General features: G+C 72.1%; 13 protein-coding genes. 10 read left to right on the top strand and 3 right to left on the bottom strand.

Annotation, left to right across the window (positions count from 1 at the left end):
- Window positions 1-86 precede the first annotated feature (86 nt).
- The gene (locus tag BK819_RS01285; RefSeq protein WP_071327569.1) at window positions 87-2,054 is read right to left on the bottom strand and encodes a YhgE/Pip family protein; all 1,968 of its coding nucleotides are present in this window, start codon (window positions 2,052-2,054) and stop codon (window positions 87-89) included.
- The gene (locus BK819_RS01280) at window positions 2,051-4,837 is read right to left on the bottom strand and encodes an efflux RND transporter permease subunit (RefSeq protein ID WP_071327568.1); all 2,787 of its coding nucleotides are present in this window, start codon (window positions 4,835-4,837) and stop codon (window positions 2,051-2,053) included. Before BK819_RS01280 ends, BK819_RS01285 begins: the two co-directional genes overlap by 4 nt.
- A 129-nt stretch (window positions 4,838-4,966) precedes the next feature.
- Here BK819_RS01280 and BK819_RS01275 point away from each other — a divergent pair, with 129 nt between their 5' ends.
- Window positions 4,967-5,593: a TetR/AcrR family transcriptional regulator gene (locus BK819_RS01275; RefSeq protein ID WP_071327567.1), complete on the top strand. Its 627-nt coding sequence runs from the start codon at window positions 4,967-4,969 to the stop codon at window positions 5,591-5,593.
- Here BK819_RS01275 and BK819_RS01270 read toward each other — a convergent pair.
- Complete coding sequence (locus BK819_RS01270; RefSeq protein ID WP_071327566.1) at window positions 5,590-6,576, bottom strand: o-succinylbenzoate synthase; 987 nt, start codon at window positions 6,574-6,576, stop codon at window positions 5,590-5,592. The two genes, BK819_RS01275 and BK819_RS01270, sit on opposite strands and share 4 nt — an antisense overlap.
- Before the next feature lie 89 nt (window positions 6,577-6,665).
- Between BK819_RS01270 and BK819_RS01265 the strand changes: the two genes are divergently transcribed.
- The 9 genes from BK819_RS01265 (at window position 6,666) to BK819_RS01225 (ending at window position 15,217) form a co-directional block, all read left to right on the top strand.
- Window positions 6,666-6,998, top strand: a complete 333-nt coding sequence (locus BK819_RS01265) for a PadR family transcriptional regulator (RefSeq protein WP_071328049.1) — start codon at window positions 6,666-6,668, stop codon at window positions 6,996-6,998.
- Window position 6,999: 1 nt separating this feature from the next.
- The gene (locus tag BK819_RS01260; protein ID WP_071327565.1) at window positions 7,000-7,959 is read left to right on the top strand and encodes a permease prefix domain 1-containing protein; all 960 of its coding nucleotides are present in this window, start codon (window positions 7,000-7,002) and stop codon (window positions 7,957-7,959) included.
- A 5-nt stretch (window positions 7,960-7,964) separates the two neighbouring features.
- Window positions 7,965-8,885 carry a 1,4-dihydroxy-2-naphthoyl-CoA synthase gene (locus BK819_RS01255; protein WP_071327564.1) on the top strand — a complete coding sequence of 307 codons (921 nt, stop codon included), beginning with the start codon at window positions 7,965-7,967 and terminating at the stop codon, window positions 8,883-8,885.
- A gap of 25 nt (window positions 8,886-8,910) precedes the next feature.
- Window positions 8,911-10,062, top strand: a complete 1,152-nt coding sequence (locus BK819_RS01250; RefSeq protein ID WP_083391606.1) for an AMP-binding protein — start codon at window positions 8,911-8,913, stop codon at window positions 10,060-10,062.
- Between the two features lie 105 nt (window positions 10,063-10,167).
- The gene (locus BK819_RS01245) at window positions 10,168-10,959 is read left to right on the top strand and encodes a class I SAM-dependent methyltransferase (RefSeq protein WP_071327563.1); all 792 of its coding nucleotides are present in this window, start codon (window positions 10,168-10,170) and stop codon (window positions 10,957-10,959) included.
- A gap of 54 nt (window positions 10,960-11,013) precedes the next feature.
- On the top strand, window positions 11,014-12,198 hold the full coding sequence (locus BK819_RS01240; protein WP_071327562.1) for a sensor histidine kinase: 1,185 nt from the start codon (window positions 11,014-11,016) through the stop codon (window positions 12,196-12,198).
- Window positions 12,195-12,830 carry a response regulator transcription factor gene (locus BK819_RS01235; RefSeq protein ID WP_083391605.1) on the top strand — a complete coding sequence of 212 codons (636 nt, stop codon included), beginning with the start codon at window positions 12,195-12,197 and terminating at the stop codon, window positions 12,828-12,830. Before BK819_RS01240 ends, BK819_RS01235 begins: the two co-directional genes overlap by 4 nt.
- A gap of 168 nt (window positions 12,831-12,998) precedes the next feature.
- On the top strand, window positions 12,999-13,760 hold the full coding sequence (locus BK819_RS01230; protein ID WP_025104429.1) for an ABC transporter ATP-binding protein: 762 nt from the start codon (window positions 12,999-13,001) through the stop codon (window positions 13,758-13,760).
- Complete coding sequence (locus BK819_RS01225; protein WP_071327561.1) at window positions 13,757-15,217, top strand: ABC transporter permease; 1,461 nt, start codon at window positions 13,757-13,759, stop codon at window positions 15,215-15,217. The genes BK819_RS01230 and BK819_RS01225 overlap by 4 nt, the downstream gene beginning before the upstream one ends.
- Window positions 15,218-15,219: the final 2 nt, after the last annotated feature.

The raw sequence follows: 15,219 nt of genomic DNA, 5'->3' as shown, positions 1-15,219 counted from the left end.
CTGTTTCGGAGATCGCCACACGACACGCCGCCGGAGCGGGGTGCCCGGCGGCGTGTCGTGCGTGATCTCCGAAGTTGTGCCCGGGGTCAGGCGGTGACGACGGCACGCGCCGTGGTCGTGCGGCGGACCGCGACGACCACCGTCGTGGCGACGAGCGAGAGCACGCCCCAGACGACGAGGGCGGCGACGGCGGCCCCGCTCGCCTCCACGAGACCCGCGAAGGCCGGTGCGGTCGGGAGGGCGGCCCCGATGCTCGCGAGCCAGTCGGGCACGGTCGAGATGAGTCCCGTCGCCACGGCGATGACACCGATCAGTGCGGCGATCCAGCGTCCGACGCCGCCGAACACCGCCACGAGGGCCTGGTTCACCGCGGCGAACACCACCCCGGCGAGGACGGCGGTCCCCGCGAACGCCCACCACTCCGCGACGTCGTAGTCGGCCACGATCTGCACGATGAGCGAGACGAGCAGACCCTGTGCCGCGCCGATCGCTGCGGCCGGCCAGAACGCGCGGAAGGTGAGGGAGGCGGAGGAGCGTCGTGAGGTGAGGGTGCGCGCCGTGTGGGCACGGAGCACGAGGAAGGACGCGAGGCCGCCGAACCACAGCACCACCGTGGTGAGCAGCGGGATCGCGGTGGGGCCGAAGAGCGAGCCCATCGAGGAGTCGGTCGCCACGGGGTCGGCGATCACCGACGCCAGCGACGTCGACTCCTCGTCGCTGAAGGACGGGAGGGAGTCGGCCGCGGTGCGCAGTCCGCCCGCGAGATCGCCGGTGCCGGTCGCGAGGGTGTCGAGACCGGTGGCGAGCTCCGTGCTGCCGTCGGCGAGCTGGGTCGCGCCGTCGGCGAGCTGCGTCGCGCCCGACGACAGCGCCCGCGCTCCCGCGGCCGACTGATCCACACCCTCTGTAGCGAGGCGGTTGAGCCCGCCGGCGAGCTCGGTCGCCCCGGCGCCCGCCTCGCCGAGCTGGGTGGCGAGCGTGGAGAAGGACCGCGGAAGCGCGGCGATTCCGCCCGCGACCTGGGGGCTGTTGAGGATGCCGGAGGCGGTCCCCGCCGACTTCGCCGCTGCCGCCGCCTTCGCGGCGAGGTCCGAGAGCTGCCCGCACTCCGCCGAGTCCGGGTCGGCGGCGCACGCCGTGGCCGCCATCGTCCCGAGACCCTGTGCGACCGTGGCCGAGTCCGTCGCGGCCGACTTCGCCGACGCGCCCGCCGACTGGATGCTACCGGTGAGCTTCTGGACGCCGGCGACCCGGCCCTGCAGCTCAGTCGCCGCGGAGGTGAGTCCCGCGCCGATCGTCCCTGCGCCGGTTGCCGCCTGCCGCGTCTGCCCCGCGATCGTGTCGAGGCCGGACGCGAGGGTCGAGGCCCCGGTGCCCAGCTCTCCGGCGCCCGCGGCGAGTTGCGTCGCACCCTCCGGGAGGGCCGCGGCGCCGGTCGCCGCGTCACGCGCCCCGTTCGCCAGCTCCAGGGCCCCGTCCGCCGCGTCGCCGATCTGGTCGCCGATGGTGGTGAAGCCGACGAGGATGTTCTCGGTCGTGGCCTCGGACAGCGTGGTGCCGAGCGTCGAGGCCGCCACGTCGGCGATCTGCCCGGTGATGAGGTCGTCCGCCACGAGGCCGTCGTCGGGCGTCGTCACCTGGATCGTCGCCTGCTCCGCGTCCCCGCCGCCGTCCGCGACCGCCTGACCTGCGGAGGTCGCCGCGGCCGAGAAGTCCTCGGGGATCGTGATGACGGCCTGGTAGGTGCCGTCGGCGAGCCCGTCGGCGGCGTCCTCCTCGTTGGAGATGACCCACGTGAGGTTCGAGTCGAGATCGTCCGAGCCCTCGACGAGCCCGGACGCGAGCTGCCGCCCGAGAGGCGCGGTCTGGCCGTCGATCTCGACGGGCTCGTCGAGGTTCACGATCGCCGCGGTCATGGAGTCGAGGCGCTCGGTCGGGTTGTAGAGCGCCGCCATGAGGATGCCGCCGATCGCGGCGGGCAGCAGCAGGACGCCGAGGATCGTGAGCCAGGTGATGGGCTTGCGTGAGCGGGCGCGCTCGAGGGGGAGGGTCATGCGGGCACCTCGGTCGTTTCTGCGGCGCTCGGGCGGGGCGCGCGCGTGTCGAGTACGTCGGCGGACGGCCATCCGGCGTCCGTGAGGAGGGAACGGGCCGCGTCGGGATCGACGGCGGTGGCGAAGACGGCGAGCTCTCGGCGCGACCTCGCATCGCGCAGCATCGCGGCGACCTGGTCGCGCTCGCCGCCGCGGAGCCGGTCCGCGCCGTCGATCACCACGAGCTCGGAACGACCGCGGAGGGCTTCGCGGAGGTCGGCGAGCACCGGGGCGTCGTCTCCCGCGAGCACGCAGCCCACGTGGGAACGGACCCAGGCCGCACGACCGGGGAGCAGGTGCCCGGCGACGCGGAGGCGTCCGTCGGCCGGGGCGATGCGGGCGCCGACGGTGAGCGCGAGGGCCCGCAGCGTCCCGGCATCCCCGCCACTCGCGACCAGGGCTGCGCCGGGCGCGAGCCGCAGCGACAGTCCCTCCGTCGCCGAGGGGCCGGCACCGAGCTCCAGGTCATCGGCCGCGACGAGCGACCCGTCGCCCGGCCACGCCTCGAGGTGCCGCTCGCGTTCCACCGCCTCGCCCTCGATGTCCACGCGGGGGAGGATCCGCTCCAGCCACGACGGGATCTCCCACGCGCGCTCGCCGAGGATCGCCATGAGCGCCGGGATCAGCGTCATGCGCACGAGGAAGGCGTCGAAGGCGATGCCGGCGGCGAGTCCGAGGGCGATGGGCTTGAGGGAGGAGTCGCCCTCCGGCACGAAGGCGACGAACACCGCGAACATGATGAGACCGGCCGCCGTGACGACCTTCGCCGAACCGGTGAACCCGCTCCGTACCGCGCGCAGCGCCGCGGCCCGTCGGGTGGCGCGGTTCACAACTCCCGCACCCTGGCGGAGGTCGGGATCGTGCACGAAGTCCTCGCGCATCCGCGACACGAGGAACACCTGGTAGTCCATCGCGAGGCCGAAGAGCACGCCCATGAGGATGATCGGCATGAAGCTGATGATCGGTCCGACCTTCGCGACGTGCAGGAGGTCGGCGAACCAGCCCCACTCGAAGACCGCCCCGACGACGCCGAAGGCGGCGACGATCGACAGCAGGTAGCCCGCCGCGGCGGTGATCGGCACCCAGAGCGAACGGAACACGATGGTGAGGAGGATCAGCGAGAGGCCGATCACGAAGATCCCGAACGGCAGCAGAGCCGCCCCGAGCTGATCCGAGATGTCGATGCCGACGGCGGTGAAGCCGGTGACCTTGAGGTCGATGCCGAACTCGTCCAGCCACTCGTCGTGGTGGCTGCGGAGCTCGCGCACGAGGTCGGCCGTCGCGGGGTCGTCGGGAGCCGTCTCCGGGATGATCTGGACGATGCCGGTGTCGGCTGTCTCGTTCGGCGTCGCGAGGGCGACCTCCTTCACACCGGGCACCTCGGCCACCGCGTCTCCGAGGTCTTCCATGAGACCGAGCGGATCGGTGGAGGTGACGATGGTGCCGGTGAGGATGAGCGGGCCGTTGAAGCCGGGACCGAACTGCTCGCCGACGAGGTCGTAGTTCTGTCGCGCCTCGGAGTCCTTCGGCAGGACGCCGGCATTGGGCAGGGCGAGGTCGAGGCTGAGAGCGGGGACGGCCACGATGCCGAGGCCGAGGACGACCGCGAGCGAGACGAGGACGGGGTGCTTCGTCACGCCCTCCACCCACCGACGGCTGCCGCGGGGCTTCGTGGCGGCGTCCTCCGCGGCCGCCTTCTTCGGGGTCTTCGCGCGCTTCGGTCGTCCGGCCACGCGGCCCTTGAGGAATCCGAGCAGGGCGGGGGTCAGGGTCACTGCGATCGCCACGGCGACCGCGACGGCCACGGACGCCGCGACGCCCATGGTGGTGAGGAACGGGATCCCCGCGAAGCCCAGGCCGATCAGCGCGATGAGCACGGTGACGCCGGCGAAGACGACCGCCGATCCGGCCGTGCCGACCGCGCGGGCGGCCGACTCCTCAGGTTCAACGCCGTCCCGGACCTGGTCCTGGTGGCGCGCGACGATGAAGAGCGCGTAGTCGATCCCGACCGCGAGCCCGAGCATCAGGGCGAGCAGCGGCGTGGTGGACGAGACGGTCGCGAAGGCAGTCGCCATGAAGATCCCGGCCATGGAGATGCCGACGCCGAGGATCGCGGTGAGCAGGGGGAGCCCGGCGACCACGAACGAGCGGAACGTGACGATGAGCACGAGCAGCGCGATGAGCAGGCCCACCGCCTCCGTGAGCGTGACGCCGGGGATCGAGATCGCGAAGAGGTCGCCGCCGAGGGAGGCCTGCGCACCGTCGGGGAGCTCTGCCGCGAGCTCGTCGACGGCGGAGCGCAGCGCGTCCTTCGTCTCCTCGGAGACGTCGGTGGACTCACCGTCGAACTGCAGGCGCACGATGGCCGCCGTGCCGTCGTCGTTGATCATGCCGTTGACCATCTCGTCGTACGGCGAGGTGGCGGCGAGGACCTCGTCGAGGTCGCCGAGCTCCGACACGGCATCCTCGATCGGCTCGCGGTACTCGTCACCGGTGATCTCGTCGCCGTCGGCGGCCACGACGATGAACTGCGCATTCGTGCCGCTCACCTGCGGGAAGGAGCGGGAGAGCTGCTCGAGGCCGGCTTGGGACTCGGTCCCGGGGATGGAGAACGTGTTGTCGGTGCCGGCACCGAGGACCACGGCTCCGGCTCCGGCGATGCCGAGCGCGAGGAGCCAGGAGACGAGGACGCGCCACGGGTGGCGGAAGGACCAGCGTCCGAGGGACGAGAGGAGTGTGGACACGCGATTCTCCGTGGGGTGCCGGGTGGATACACAGGTGTATCCGATACATAGATGTATCGTAAGGTCATCCGCCATCCGGAGTCTGTGCACCGGGTGTGAATCGTCGAGAGGGAAGGCCAGGAGGTTCCGATGTCGTCACCCGCCACCCGCAGCCGGGAGAACACGAAGGCGCGCCTGCTGGAGGCCGCCGCGCAGGTGTTCGCCGAGGCCGGCCTGGACGGTGCCTCGGTCGAGGCCGTCTGCGAGCGCGCCGGCTTCACGCGCGGGGCGTTCTACTCCAACTTCGACTCGAAGGACGAGCTGTTCCTGACCCTCGCGGCCGGTGTCGCCGACGCGAGGGTGGCAGCCGTGCGGACCCGCGTGGAGCAGATGCGTGCAGACGGCGAGCTCGCCGACGACTGCGACCCGAAGGATCTCGTCCAGCAGATCATGGAGCTCGGCAGCGACGACCGCCTGGGCGTGATGCTGATGAGCGAGATCCGGATCCGCGCCCTGCGCGACCCGCAGTTCGGCGAGGCCTACCTCGCCCAGGAGCGCGAGATGGTCGCGAGCATCGCGCGCATCGTGGAGGACATCGTGGAGGCGGCGGGCACGCTGCGTCTCCGGCTGCCCGCGACCGATGCGGCGCGCATGCTCATGATCCTCTGGGAGGGCATGACCGTCCGCGGTGCCATGGCCGGTCGTGACGACGCGGCCCTGCGGCACTCCGGCGGCGAGGAGCTTGGGCGGCTCGTGGAACTCCTCGTCGAGTCCTAGGCGCTGCGGGCTGCGACCAGCTCGTGGTGGCAGCGGGCCAGCCGGGCCAGCCACCACTCACGGCGTTCGTCCGCGGCGGCGAGCCGGGTGAGCGCTGCCGGGTCGGGGGTCAGGCGTCCCACCGGGATCGCTCCGTCCGCGGGGCGGAGGTCGGCGACGTCGTCCTGAAACAGGGAGGCCGTGCCGAGACCGCAGTCATAGTCGAGGGTCGGGAGGGCGGCGGCCAGGGCGGCCCCCTGGGAGAGCCCGATCGCGGTGTCCAGCGCGCTGGAGACGACCGCGGGCAGGCCGGCGGCGGTGACGATCTGCAGGGCGTGGGTCAGGCCGCCTAGGGGCTGCGCCTTGATGACGACGATGTCCGCCGCGCCCGCGCGTGCGACGGCGAGGGGGTCGCCGGACTTCCGGATGCTCTCGTCCGCCGCGATCGGGATGCCCATGTAGGCGATGCGCCGGCGCAGCTCGACGAGCTCGGGCACCGACGCGCACGGCTGCTCGACGTACTCCAGGTCGAACGGGGCGAGGGCGTGCACTGCGTGCTCGGCCTCGTCGACGTTCCACAGGCCGTTCGCGTCGACCCGGATGCGGCCCTCCGGCCCGAGCGCCTCGCGGACGGCCCGGACCCGGGCGACGTCGTCCGCCAGCGCCTGGCCGGGCTCGGCGACCTTGACCTTCGCGGTCCGGCAGCCGGCGAAACGCCCGAGGACCTCGGGCACGCGGTCGGCGCCGACGGCGGGCACGGTGGCGTTGACGGCGACGCGGTCACGCAGCGGTGCGGGCTGGGGTGCGTACGCGTAGTCGATCGCCGCCGCCAGCCAGGTTGCGGCCTCGGCGTCGTCGTACTCGACGAACGGCGAGAACTCCGCCCAGCCCTCCGGTCCTTCGAACAGCAGGGCCTCGCGGGTGTCGACGCCGCGGAAGCGGGTCTGCATCGGCAGGGCGACGACGCGGGCGGAATCGAGGAGCTCCGTGACGGCGGGGATCATGACCCCATTGTGCGCCACGACCCTCGGCAGCATGTCGCACGAAGGTGTGCCGTTGACAATGGTGTGTGACGCACACTACTGTGATCGACATGAACGAGGCACTCGACACGCATCTGCAGGAATTGCGCCGCGGCACCGTGGTGCTCGCCTGCCTGCAGCTGCTGCGTACGCCGGAGTACGGGTACGCGCTGCTCGAGCAGCTCGAGAGTCGGGGCTTCGCCACCGATGCGAACACGCTCTACCCGCTGCTGCGTCGTCTGGAGAAGCAGGAGTACCTGACGAGCGAGTGGAACACCGACGAGGCCCGGCCCCGCAAGTTCTACCGCACCTCGGAAGCCGGGACCCGGCTGGCCGACACCCTCACCGACGAATGGCGCGCGCTCACCACCGCGATCGCCTCCCTCACCCCCGAGGAGAACTGACATGACCGCGAGCACCCTCACCGAGCGCTACATCAGCGCCACGATCCGCAGCCTCGCGCCGGATACGCAGGACGAGGTCCGCGCCGAACTCGAAGCCGCCATCGCCGACGCCGTCGACGCGCGGCGGGAACAGGGCGAGAGCCCGGAGGAGGCGGAGCGCGCCGTCCTCACCGACCTCGGCGACCCGGGCATCCTCGCCGCCGGATACGCCGACCGCCCGCTGCACCTCATCGGTCCGCGCTACTACCTCACCTGGTGGCGGCTGCTGAAGCTGCTCCTGTTCATCGTGCCGCCGTTCGCCGCGGTGGGCGTCGCGATCGGGCAGCTCATCAACGGCGGCGGACCCGGAGAGGTCATCGGTGCGGTCGTCTCGGTCACCCTGTCCGTCATCGTGCACCTGTGCTTCTGGGTCACGCTCGTCTTCGTCGTGCTGGAGCGCACCGGCGCCGACACCGGCGTGCGCTGGAACGTGGACCAACTCCCCGAGCCCACGGAGCACGGGGCCGCCCGTACCGACGTGATCGCCTCGCTCGTGTTCCTCCTCGCCGGCATCGGCGCGATCGTGTGGGACGCGACGCTCGGATTCTTCCCGACCGGCGGCGACCCCATCCCGATCCTGGCGCCCGCGCTCTGGCCGGTGGGCATCGGCATCCTCCTCGCGCTCATGATCGCGGAGGCCGTCCTGGCCGTCGCCGTGTACGCGCGTCGGCGGTGGACCGTCGCCGCGGCCGTCGTGAACACCGTGCTCGCCGTCGCCTTCGCGGTGTGGGCACTCACCCTGCTCCTGCAGGGGGAGCTGCTGAACCCGGCCTTCCTGGAGTTCGTGTTCACGGACAACGGGGTGGAGGCCGACACGATGCGCGTGCTCACGGTGATCACCGGCGTCTGCCTCGTGGCCTTCCCGGCCTGGGACATCGTCGACGGGTGGATGAAGACGGCGCGTGCCCGGGGAATAGGCTGAAGACCGTGACCGATGCCTTCGTCTCCGACCTGTTCGATCCCGCCGAGTGGGAGCTGGCGCCTGGCGCCGAGCACTACACCGACATCACGGCGCACGTGAGCCGCGACGGCGGGGTCGCCCGCATCGCCTTCCACCGGCCGGAGGTGCGCAACGCCTTCCGCCCGCACACGGTCGACGAGCTCTACCGTGCGCTCGACATCGCGCGGCAGGACGCGCGTATCGGGGCGGTGCTGCTGACCGGCAACGGACCGAGCCCGAAGGACGGCGGGTGGGCGTTCTGCTCCGGCGGCGATCAGCGCATCCGCGGCCGCGACGGATACAAATACTCGGACGCGGAGACCGCTGTCGTCAGCGGAGCGTCCGCGGCGGCTGTCGGGCGGCTGCACATCCTCGAGGTGCAGCGGCTCATCCGCTTCATGCCGAAGGTCGTCATCGCCGTGGTCCCCGGGTGGGCGGCCGGTGGCGGGCACTCGCTGCACGTGGTCTGCGACCTGACCATCGCGTCGGCCGAGCACGCGCGCTTCAAGCAGACGGACGCCGACGTCGGCAGCTTCGACGCGGGGTACGGCTCCGCCTACATGGCCCGGCAGACGGGACAGAAGTTCGCGCGGGAGGTGTTCTTCCTCGCCGAGGAGTACTCGGCGCAGCGGGCCTACGAGGCGGGCGCCGTGAACCGCGTGGTGCCGCACGCCGAGCTCGAGCGCGAGGCGCTGAAGATGGCGCGCACCGTGCTGACGAAGTCGCCGACGGCGATCCGGATGCTCAAGTTCGCCTTCAACGCTGTCGACGACGGGCTCGCGGGGCAGCAGGTGTTCGCGGGCGAGGCCACCCGTCTCGCCTACGGCACGGACGAGGCCGTGGAGGGGCGGGATTCGTTCCTCGAGAAGCGCGCCCCCGACTGGTCCTCCTTCCCCTGGCACTACTGAGTCCGCACGAGAGACGGAGCCGACCGTGACCGCGCTGATCCCGACCGACGCCGAAGACACCGGGCTTCTGCGGGAGGCGCTGCTCCGGGCGCTCGACGAGGGACCGGCCCTCGGCTTCGGCATGCTCGCCGACGCCCCGGCGGAGGTGGACGACGGCATCGCCGCGGTGATCGCGACGTCCGGATCCAGCGGTGTCCCGAAGCGGGTGGCGCTGAGCGGCGAGGCCCTGCGGGCGAGCGCGGAGTCCACCGCCGCCCGCATCGGCAGCGGCCGCTGGCTTCTCGCCCTACCGGCCGGCTACGTCGCGGGGCTGCAGGTGATGGTGCGGTCGATCCTCGCGGGAACCGAGCCGACCCGGATCGAGGGGCGGTTCACGCCACGGGCGTTCGCCGAGGCCTCGCGGAGCATGCTGCACGCCACGACCGCGGGCGTCCTCCCCACCCTCTACACCTCCCTCGTCCCGGCGCAGATCGCGACGCTCTTGGACGCGACAGGGGAACCGGGGGTGCTCGCGGCGCTGCAGGCGTATGAGGCCATCCTCGTCGGGGGCCAGGCGCTCCCGGAGCCGTTGCGGGAGCGGGCGGCCGACCTCGGGGTGCGTCTCGTGCGGACCTACGGATCGACGGAGACCAGTGGCGGCTGTGTGTACGACGGCGTCCCGCTCGACACCGTGAACGTCCGGGCGGTCGACGGCGAGCTGCGGATCGCCGGCCCCATGCTCGCGGAGGGGTATCTGGGCGACCCAGCGCTGACCGCGCGCACCTTCGCGCGGGACGAGCACGGCATCCGCTGGTACCGGACGGGCGACCTCGGTCTCCTCGAGGACGGCGTGGTGCGCGTGCACGGTCGTGCGGACAACGTAATCGTGTCGGGCGGCATCAACATCTCGCTCGACCGGGTGGAGCGCATCGTCCGCGCCGTGCCAGGGCTGCATCAGGCTGTGGTCGTGGCAGTCGACGACGAGCGCTGGGGGGAGGCCTCGGTCATCGTCGCGGCGCGCGGCGAGGCCCTGCGGCGCAGCGAGTCCGAACAGCTCGCCCAGGCCAGGGAGGCGGTGGCCGGGGAGATCGGCGCCCACGCGCGTCCGTCCCGCCTGATCGTCGTTGACGAACTCGACGTCCTCTCCTCCGGCAAGCCCGACCGCGAGGCGATCCGCCGCATGGTCGCCTCGCTCTAGCCCGTCGACCCACCCCTTTCGCGCCGCCCCGGCCCCTTGCGGCCGTACGGAAGGGGCCGGGACTCACGGAAAGGGGTGGGTCGGCGGGAGTGCCAGACTGAGGGCATGGCCTCGTACACGCATGGACACCACGAATCCGTCCTCCGCTCGCACAGCGTGCGGGACATCGCGAACTCGGCGGCCTACCTTCGACCGCACCTCACGGCAGAGACCCGGCTCCTCGACGTGGGGGCGGGACCCGGGTCGATCACGGTGGACTTCGCGGGAGTGGTCGCGCACGTCACGGCGACCGAGATCGATGACGCCGCACTGTCCCTCTCCCGCGACCTCGCCGCCGCGCGGGGCGTCACGAACATCGCCTTCTCCGTCGAGGACGTGCACGCGCTGAGCTTCGCCGACGATTCGTTCGACATCGTGCACGCGCACCAGGTGCTGCAGCACGTCGCCGATCCGGTGCAGGCGTTGCGGGAGATGCGCCGGGTCGCGAAGCCTGGCGGACTCGTCGCCGCGCGCGACGCCGACTACGCGGGCTTCCTGTGGTTCCCGGTGCTCCCGGAGCTCGACCGCTGGCTCGCGCTGTACCGCGCCGCCGCCCGGGCGAACGGCGGAGAGCCGGATGCCGGCCGCCGCCTTCTGGCCTGGGCACGCGCCGCGGGCTTCGCGGACGTGACGGCGACGGCGTCGACCTGGTGCTACGCGACGCCGTCCGAGCGCGCCTGGTGGGGCGGGATGTGGGCCGACCGCATCCTGAAATCGGCACTCGCCAAGCAGCTCGTGGACCAGGAGATGGCATCCGCGGCCGACCTGCAGGAGATCAGCGACGCCTGGAAGCGCTGGGCCCACGACGGCGACGGCTGGTTCCTCGTGCCGCACGGGGAGATCCTCGCCCGCGCCTGAGGGATACATCCCCCGACGGATGCCGGCCCCAAGCTGCTCGCGTAGCGTGGGGGAGTGATCCGTCCGCTGTCCCGCACCGGCCTCGTCCTCGACATCGTGGGGGCGGTGCTGCTGTTCGCGCTCCTGACGCCGCTCGGGGTGGTGTTCTATGCGCCCCAACCAGACGTGGCCGGGTCATCGGCGGTCAACGTCATCGGTCTGATCTCGTCGTCGGTCTTCCTGTTCGGCGGGGTGGCGATCGGTCGTCTGGCCCCCGGTCTCGCGCTCGCCGCGGCCTGGGCCGGAGCCATCGTGCAGATGCTCGCCGGCTTCGGGCCGCTGCCGACCGACGTCGCGATCCTCCTCGTGTTGTACGCGACCTCCGCGTGGGGCACCCGCCGCGTGCTGTGGTGGGGGTTCGGGTCGGTGATCGTGGGCGGCATCGTCGCCGCGCTGTACATGGTCGTGGTCATCGGGGGCGCCATGCTCGGCTCCGGCAGCGGATGGGAGCTCGTGACCGGCGGCACTCTGCTCGTCGCGGCCTCCATCATGGCGCTGGGGTTCGCGTGGGTGTGCGGACTCCTCTGGCGGGTCGTGCTGCGCAACCGGCGCACGCGTTCGGCGCAGCTGCAGGCTGAGGCCCTGGCCGCCGAGGAGCAGGAACGGGTGCGCATCGCGCGGGACATGCATGACGTCGTGGCGCACTCGCTCGCGGTCGTCATCGCCCAGGCCGACGGTGCCCGCTATGCCGCAGCGGTGAAGCCGGAGATCGCGACAGAGACCCTCGGCACGATCGCGCAGACCGCCCGCGGGGCCCTGAGCGACGTGCGGATGCTCCTCACCCAGCTTCGTCATCGTCAGGGCGACGGTCCGCAGCCGACGCTCGCCGATCTCGAGACGCTGTTCGCCCAGGTGCGCCAGGCCGGCATCGAGCCGCGGGTCACGGTCGACCCCATGCCCCCCGGGGAGCCGCCGGGCGCCATCCAGCTCGCGGTCTACCGGATCCTCCAGGAGGCGCTGACGAACGCGATCCGCCACGGCGACGGCGCGGTGGACGTGCATCTCGCGTGGCTCCCGGATCGCGTCGACATCGAGGTGCGCAACACCGTCTCGCCGGAGTCGACGCCGGGGACCCCCGGAGGACACGGCCTCATCGGCATGCGTGAGCGGGCGCAGCTCGTGGGCGGTAGTCTGCAAGCCGAGCGCCGTGGTGCGCAGTTCGTCGTCCAGAGCAGCCTTCCGATCGGAGCCCCGCAGTGATCAGAGTCGCGCTGGTGGACGACCAGGCGCTGTTCCGGGCCGGGATCCGCATGCTCGTGGCCTCCCAGCCGGACCTCGAGGTCGTGGGGGAGGCGGGCAACGGCCGGGAGGCTCTCGACGTGATCGCGGCGACTCGGCCGGACGTGGTGCTCATGGACATCCGGATGCCGGTGATGGACGGGCTGACCGCGACCGCCGAGATCCTGTCCCGCCCGGAACCCCCGCGCATCGTCATGCTCACGACGTTCGACCTCGACGAGGCGGCGGCGCGGGCGATCCGGCAGGGGGCGAGCGGCTTCCTCCTCAAGGACGCCGATCCGGAGTTCCTGCTCGCCGCGATCCGGACCGTGCACGCGGGATCGAGCGTGATCGCGGCCTCCGCGACCCGCGAGCTGTTCGAGCACTTCGCGGAGGCTCCGAAGCCCGTGCCGCCGCAGTACGCCGAGCTGACGGAGCGGGAGCGGGAGATCTTCGCCCTCGCCGCCCGGGGTCTCTCGAATGCCGAGATCGCCGCGCGGGAGTTCCTCAGCGAGGCCACCGTGAAGACCCACATCAGCCGCATCCTCACGAAGCTCGCGCTCCGCGACCGCGTGCAGCTCGTCGTGTTCGCTTTCGAACACGGCCTCGCCTGACGCCGACCCACCCCCTTCCGTTCGACCCGGCCCCTTGCGGCGGTCCGCAGAGGGGTGGGAGGAACGCAAAGGGGTGGGTCGGGAGGACGCGGGATCATCCTCCCGATGTAGCGGGATGCTCCCGGCGGGCGACGCGGGGGACGGGAGCGCGGAAATAGCGTCGTCATCATGGAGATCACGACCACCGACCTCGGGCTCGCCGCCCGCGTCCAGCACCTGAAGAAGACCTACGGCTCGGGCGAGGGCACCGTCCGCGCGCTCGACGACGTGAGCGTCGGCATCCGCCGTGGACAGTTCACCGCCATCATGGGTCCGTCCGGATCCGGCAAGTCCACCCTCATGCACATCATGGCCGGCCTCGACAGCCCGACGGAGGGGCGGGCGTGGATCGGCGACACCGAGATCACGGGTCTCGGCGACCTGGACCTGACCATCCTGCGCCGCCGCCGGGTCGGGTTCATCTTCCAGGCGTTCAACCTCGTCCCCACGCTCGACGCCCTCGGCAACATCCTGCTGCCGTTCGAGCTCGACGGCCGCCGCCCCAGCGCCATCGAGCGGGCACGGATCGACGGGCTCATCGAGACGCTCGGCCTCGGCAAGCGCCTCGGCCACCGGCCGCACCAGCTCTCGGGCGGGCAGCAGCAGCGCGTCGCGATCGCCCGGGCGCTCGCCACCGCTCCCGACCTCGTGTTCGCGGACGAGCCAACGGGCAACCTCGACTCCCAGACCGGACGGGAGGTGCTGCGCCTGCTCGCGGCCGCCAGCCGGGAACACGGCCAGTCCATCGCGATGGTCACGCATGACGCGATCGCGGCGAGCCACGCCGACCGGGTGCTCTACCTCGGCGACGGCCGGATCGTGGCGGATCACCCGCGGCAGACCGCGGAGCAGATCTCGGCCTACATGCTCGCCGCGGAGGTGTCGGCATGACCGCGCTCGCCACGGTCGTCCCGGAGACGCGGACGACCGGTCCCCGGCTGGCCTGGCTCCGCGACCGCGGCATGGGCGCGAGTGTCCTCGTCGCCGGGCTCTCGTCCGCGTTCGGCGTCTTCCTCGTCGAGATCACGGCCTACATCGGCGCCGTGCTCCAGGCCGATCCGTTCATCGGCGACAGCGGCACGCTCGCGGTCGTCGTCGCGATCCTGTCGGTGCTGCTCACCGCCGTCGCGATGTACGTGGCCGCGATCGTCACGGCGAACACGTTCTCGACGATCATCGCGGGCCGCACCCGGCAGATCGCGCTCATGCGACTCATCGGGGCGACGGCTCGTGCGCAGCGGGCGGAGGTCGGCCGGCAGGGGCTCGTCGTCGGGCTCCTCGGCGCGGGGCTCGGCCTGCTCGCCGGACTCCTCCTCTCCGCGGCGGCCGTCCAGCTCGGCGGACAGCTCGTCGCCACCGCGCCGTCGTCCTTCTCGCTCGCCCAGCCCGCTCTCGCCCTCCCGGCGGTCGGTGTCGCGCTCACCACCTGGGCGGCCGCCTGGGTGGGGTCGCGTCGCGTGCTCGCGGTGACGCCGCTGCAGGCTCTGGGCGGTGCCGTCGAGCGCACCCGTGACGAGGTCTCCGGGCGCAAGGGCCGCCATGTCGGGGCCTGGGTCCTGCTGATCTCCGGCGCGGCTCTGCTCGCCGGCGGCGTCGTCCTCGGACTGGTCACACCGCTCGGCGTCGTGGTCGCGTTCTTCGGCGGCATCCTCTCCTTCACCGGGCTCGCTCTGGGGTCCGTGCTGTTCATGCCTCCGGTGCTCCGCCTCGTGGGGCGCCTGTTCGGGTCGAGCGCGACCGCGCGTCTCGCGGCTGAGAACGCCCTGCGGTACCCGGAGCGGTCGTCGCGGATGGCCATCGGCGTCGTCATGGGTGTGACCCTGGTGACGATGTTCGCGGTGGCGCTGGAGTCGTCGAAGCGCCTCATGACGAGCCAGACGACTGAGGAGATCCCACCGGAGTTCTTCGCCCCGTACGATGCGTTCGCCGCGATCATGATGGTGCTCGTCGCCGTCTCGGCCGTGATCGCCGCTGTCGGCCTCGTCAATCTCCTCACCATCGGCGTCGTGCAGCGGCGCCGTGAGCTCGGACTGCTGCGCTCGATCGGTCTGTCCAACCGCCAGGTGCGACGCATGGTGCTGCTGGAGGCGACGCACATCACGGTGGCGGCGACCCTCACCGGTCTCGTGCTCGGGGTGCTCTACGGGTGGATCGCGGCCCAGTCGCTGCTCGGCTCCGTGCCGGTCCTGCCGGAGTTCACGCCCGCGGGACTCGTCGCCCCGCAGGTGCCGTGGCTGCCGGTGGTGATCATCGTCGCCGCGACCGCGCTGCTCACGCTCGTGGCTGCCGCGACGCCGACCCGACTGGCGACCCGCGTGGCCCCGGTCGAGGCACTCGCCGCGGACTGACG

The sequence above is a fragment of the Microbacterium sp. LCT-H2 genome, from assembly GCF_001866135.1.
Lineage (GTDB): Bacteria > Actinomycetota > Actinomycetes > Actinomycetales > Microbacteriaceae > Microbacterium.
Note: the sequence above shows the minus strand (reverse complement) of the source record. Positions and strands in the feature narration are given on the sequence as shown.

What these genes read in the sequence shown, in the direction of transcription:
- BK819_RS01285 (WP_071327569.1), bottom strand. Translation starts at nt 2,054, where the DNA reads ATGACCCTCCCCCTCGAGCGCGCCCGCTCACGCAAGCCCATCACCTGG.
- BK819_RS01275 (WP_071327567.1), top strand. Translation starts at nt 4,967, where the DNA reads ATGTCGTCACCCGCCACCCGCAGCCGGGAGAACACGAAGGCGCGCCTG.
- BK819_RS01270 (WP_071327566.1), bottom strand. Translation starts at nt 6,576, where the DNA reads ATGATCCCCGCCGTCACGGAGCTCCTCGATTCCGCCCGCGTCGTCGCC.
- BK819_RS01265 (WP_071328049.1), top strand. Translation starts at nt 6,666, where the DNA reads ATGAACGAGGCACTCGACACGCATCTGCAGGAATTGCGCCGCGGCACC.
- BK819_RS01260 (WP_071327565.1), top strand. Translation starts at nt 7,000, where the DNA reads ATGACCGCGAGCACCCTCACCGAGCGCTACATCAGCGCCACGATCCGC.
- BK819_RS01245 (WP_071327563.1), top strand. Translation starts at nt 10,168, where the DNA reads ATGGCCTCGTACACGCATGGACACCACGAATCCGTCCTCCGCTCGCAC.
- BK819_RS01230 (WP_025104429.1), top strand. Translation starts at nt 12,999, where the DNA reads ATGGAGATCACGACCACCGACCTCGGGCTCGCCGCCCGCGTCCAGCAC.
- BK819_RS01225 (WP_071327561.1), top strand. Translation starts at nt 13,757, where the DNA reads ATGACCGCGCTCGCCACGGTCGTCCCGGAGACGCGGACGACCGGTCCC.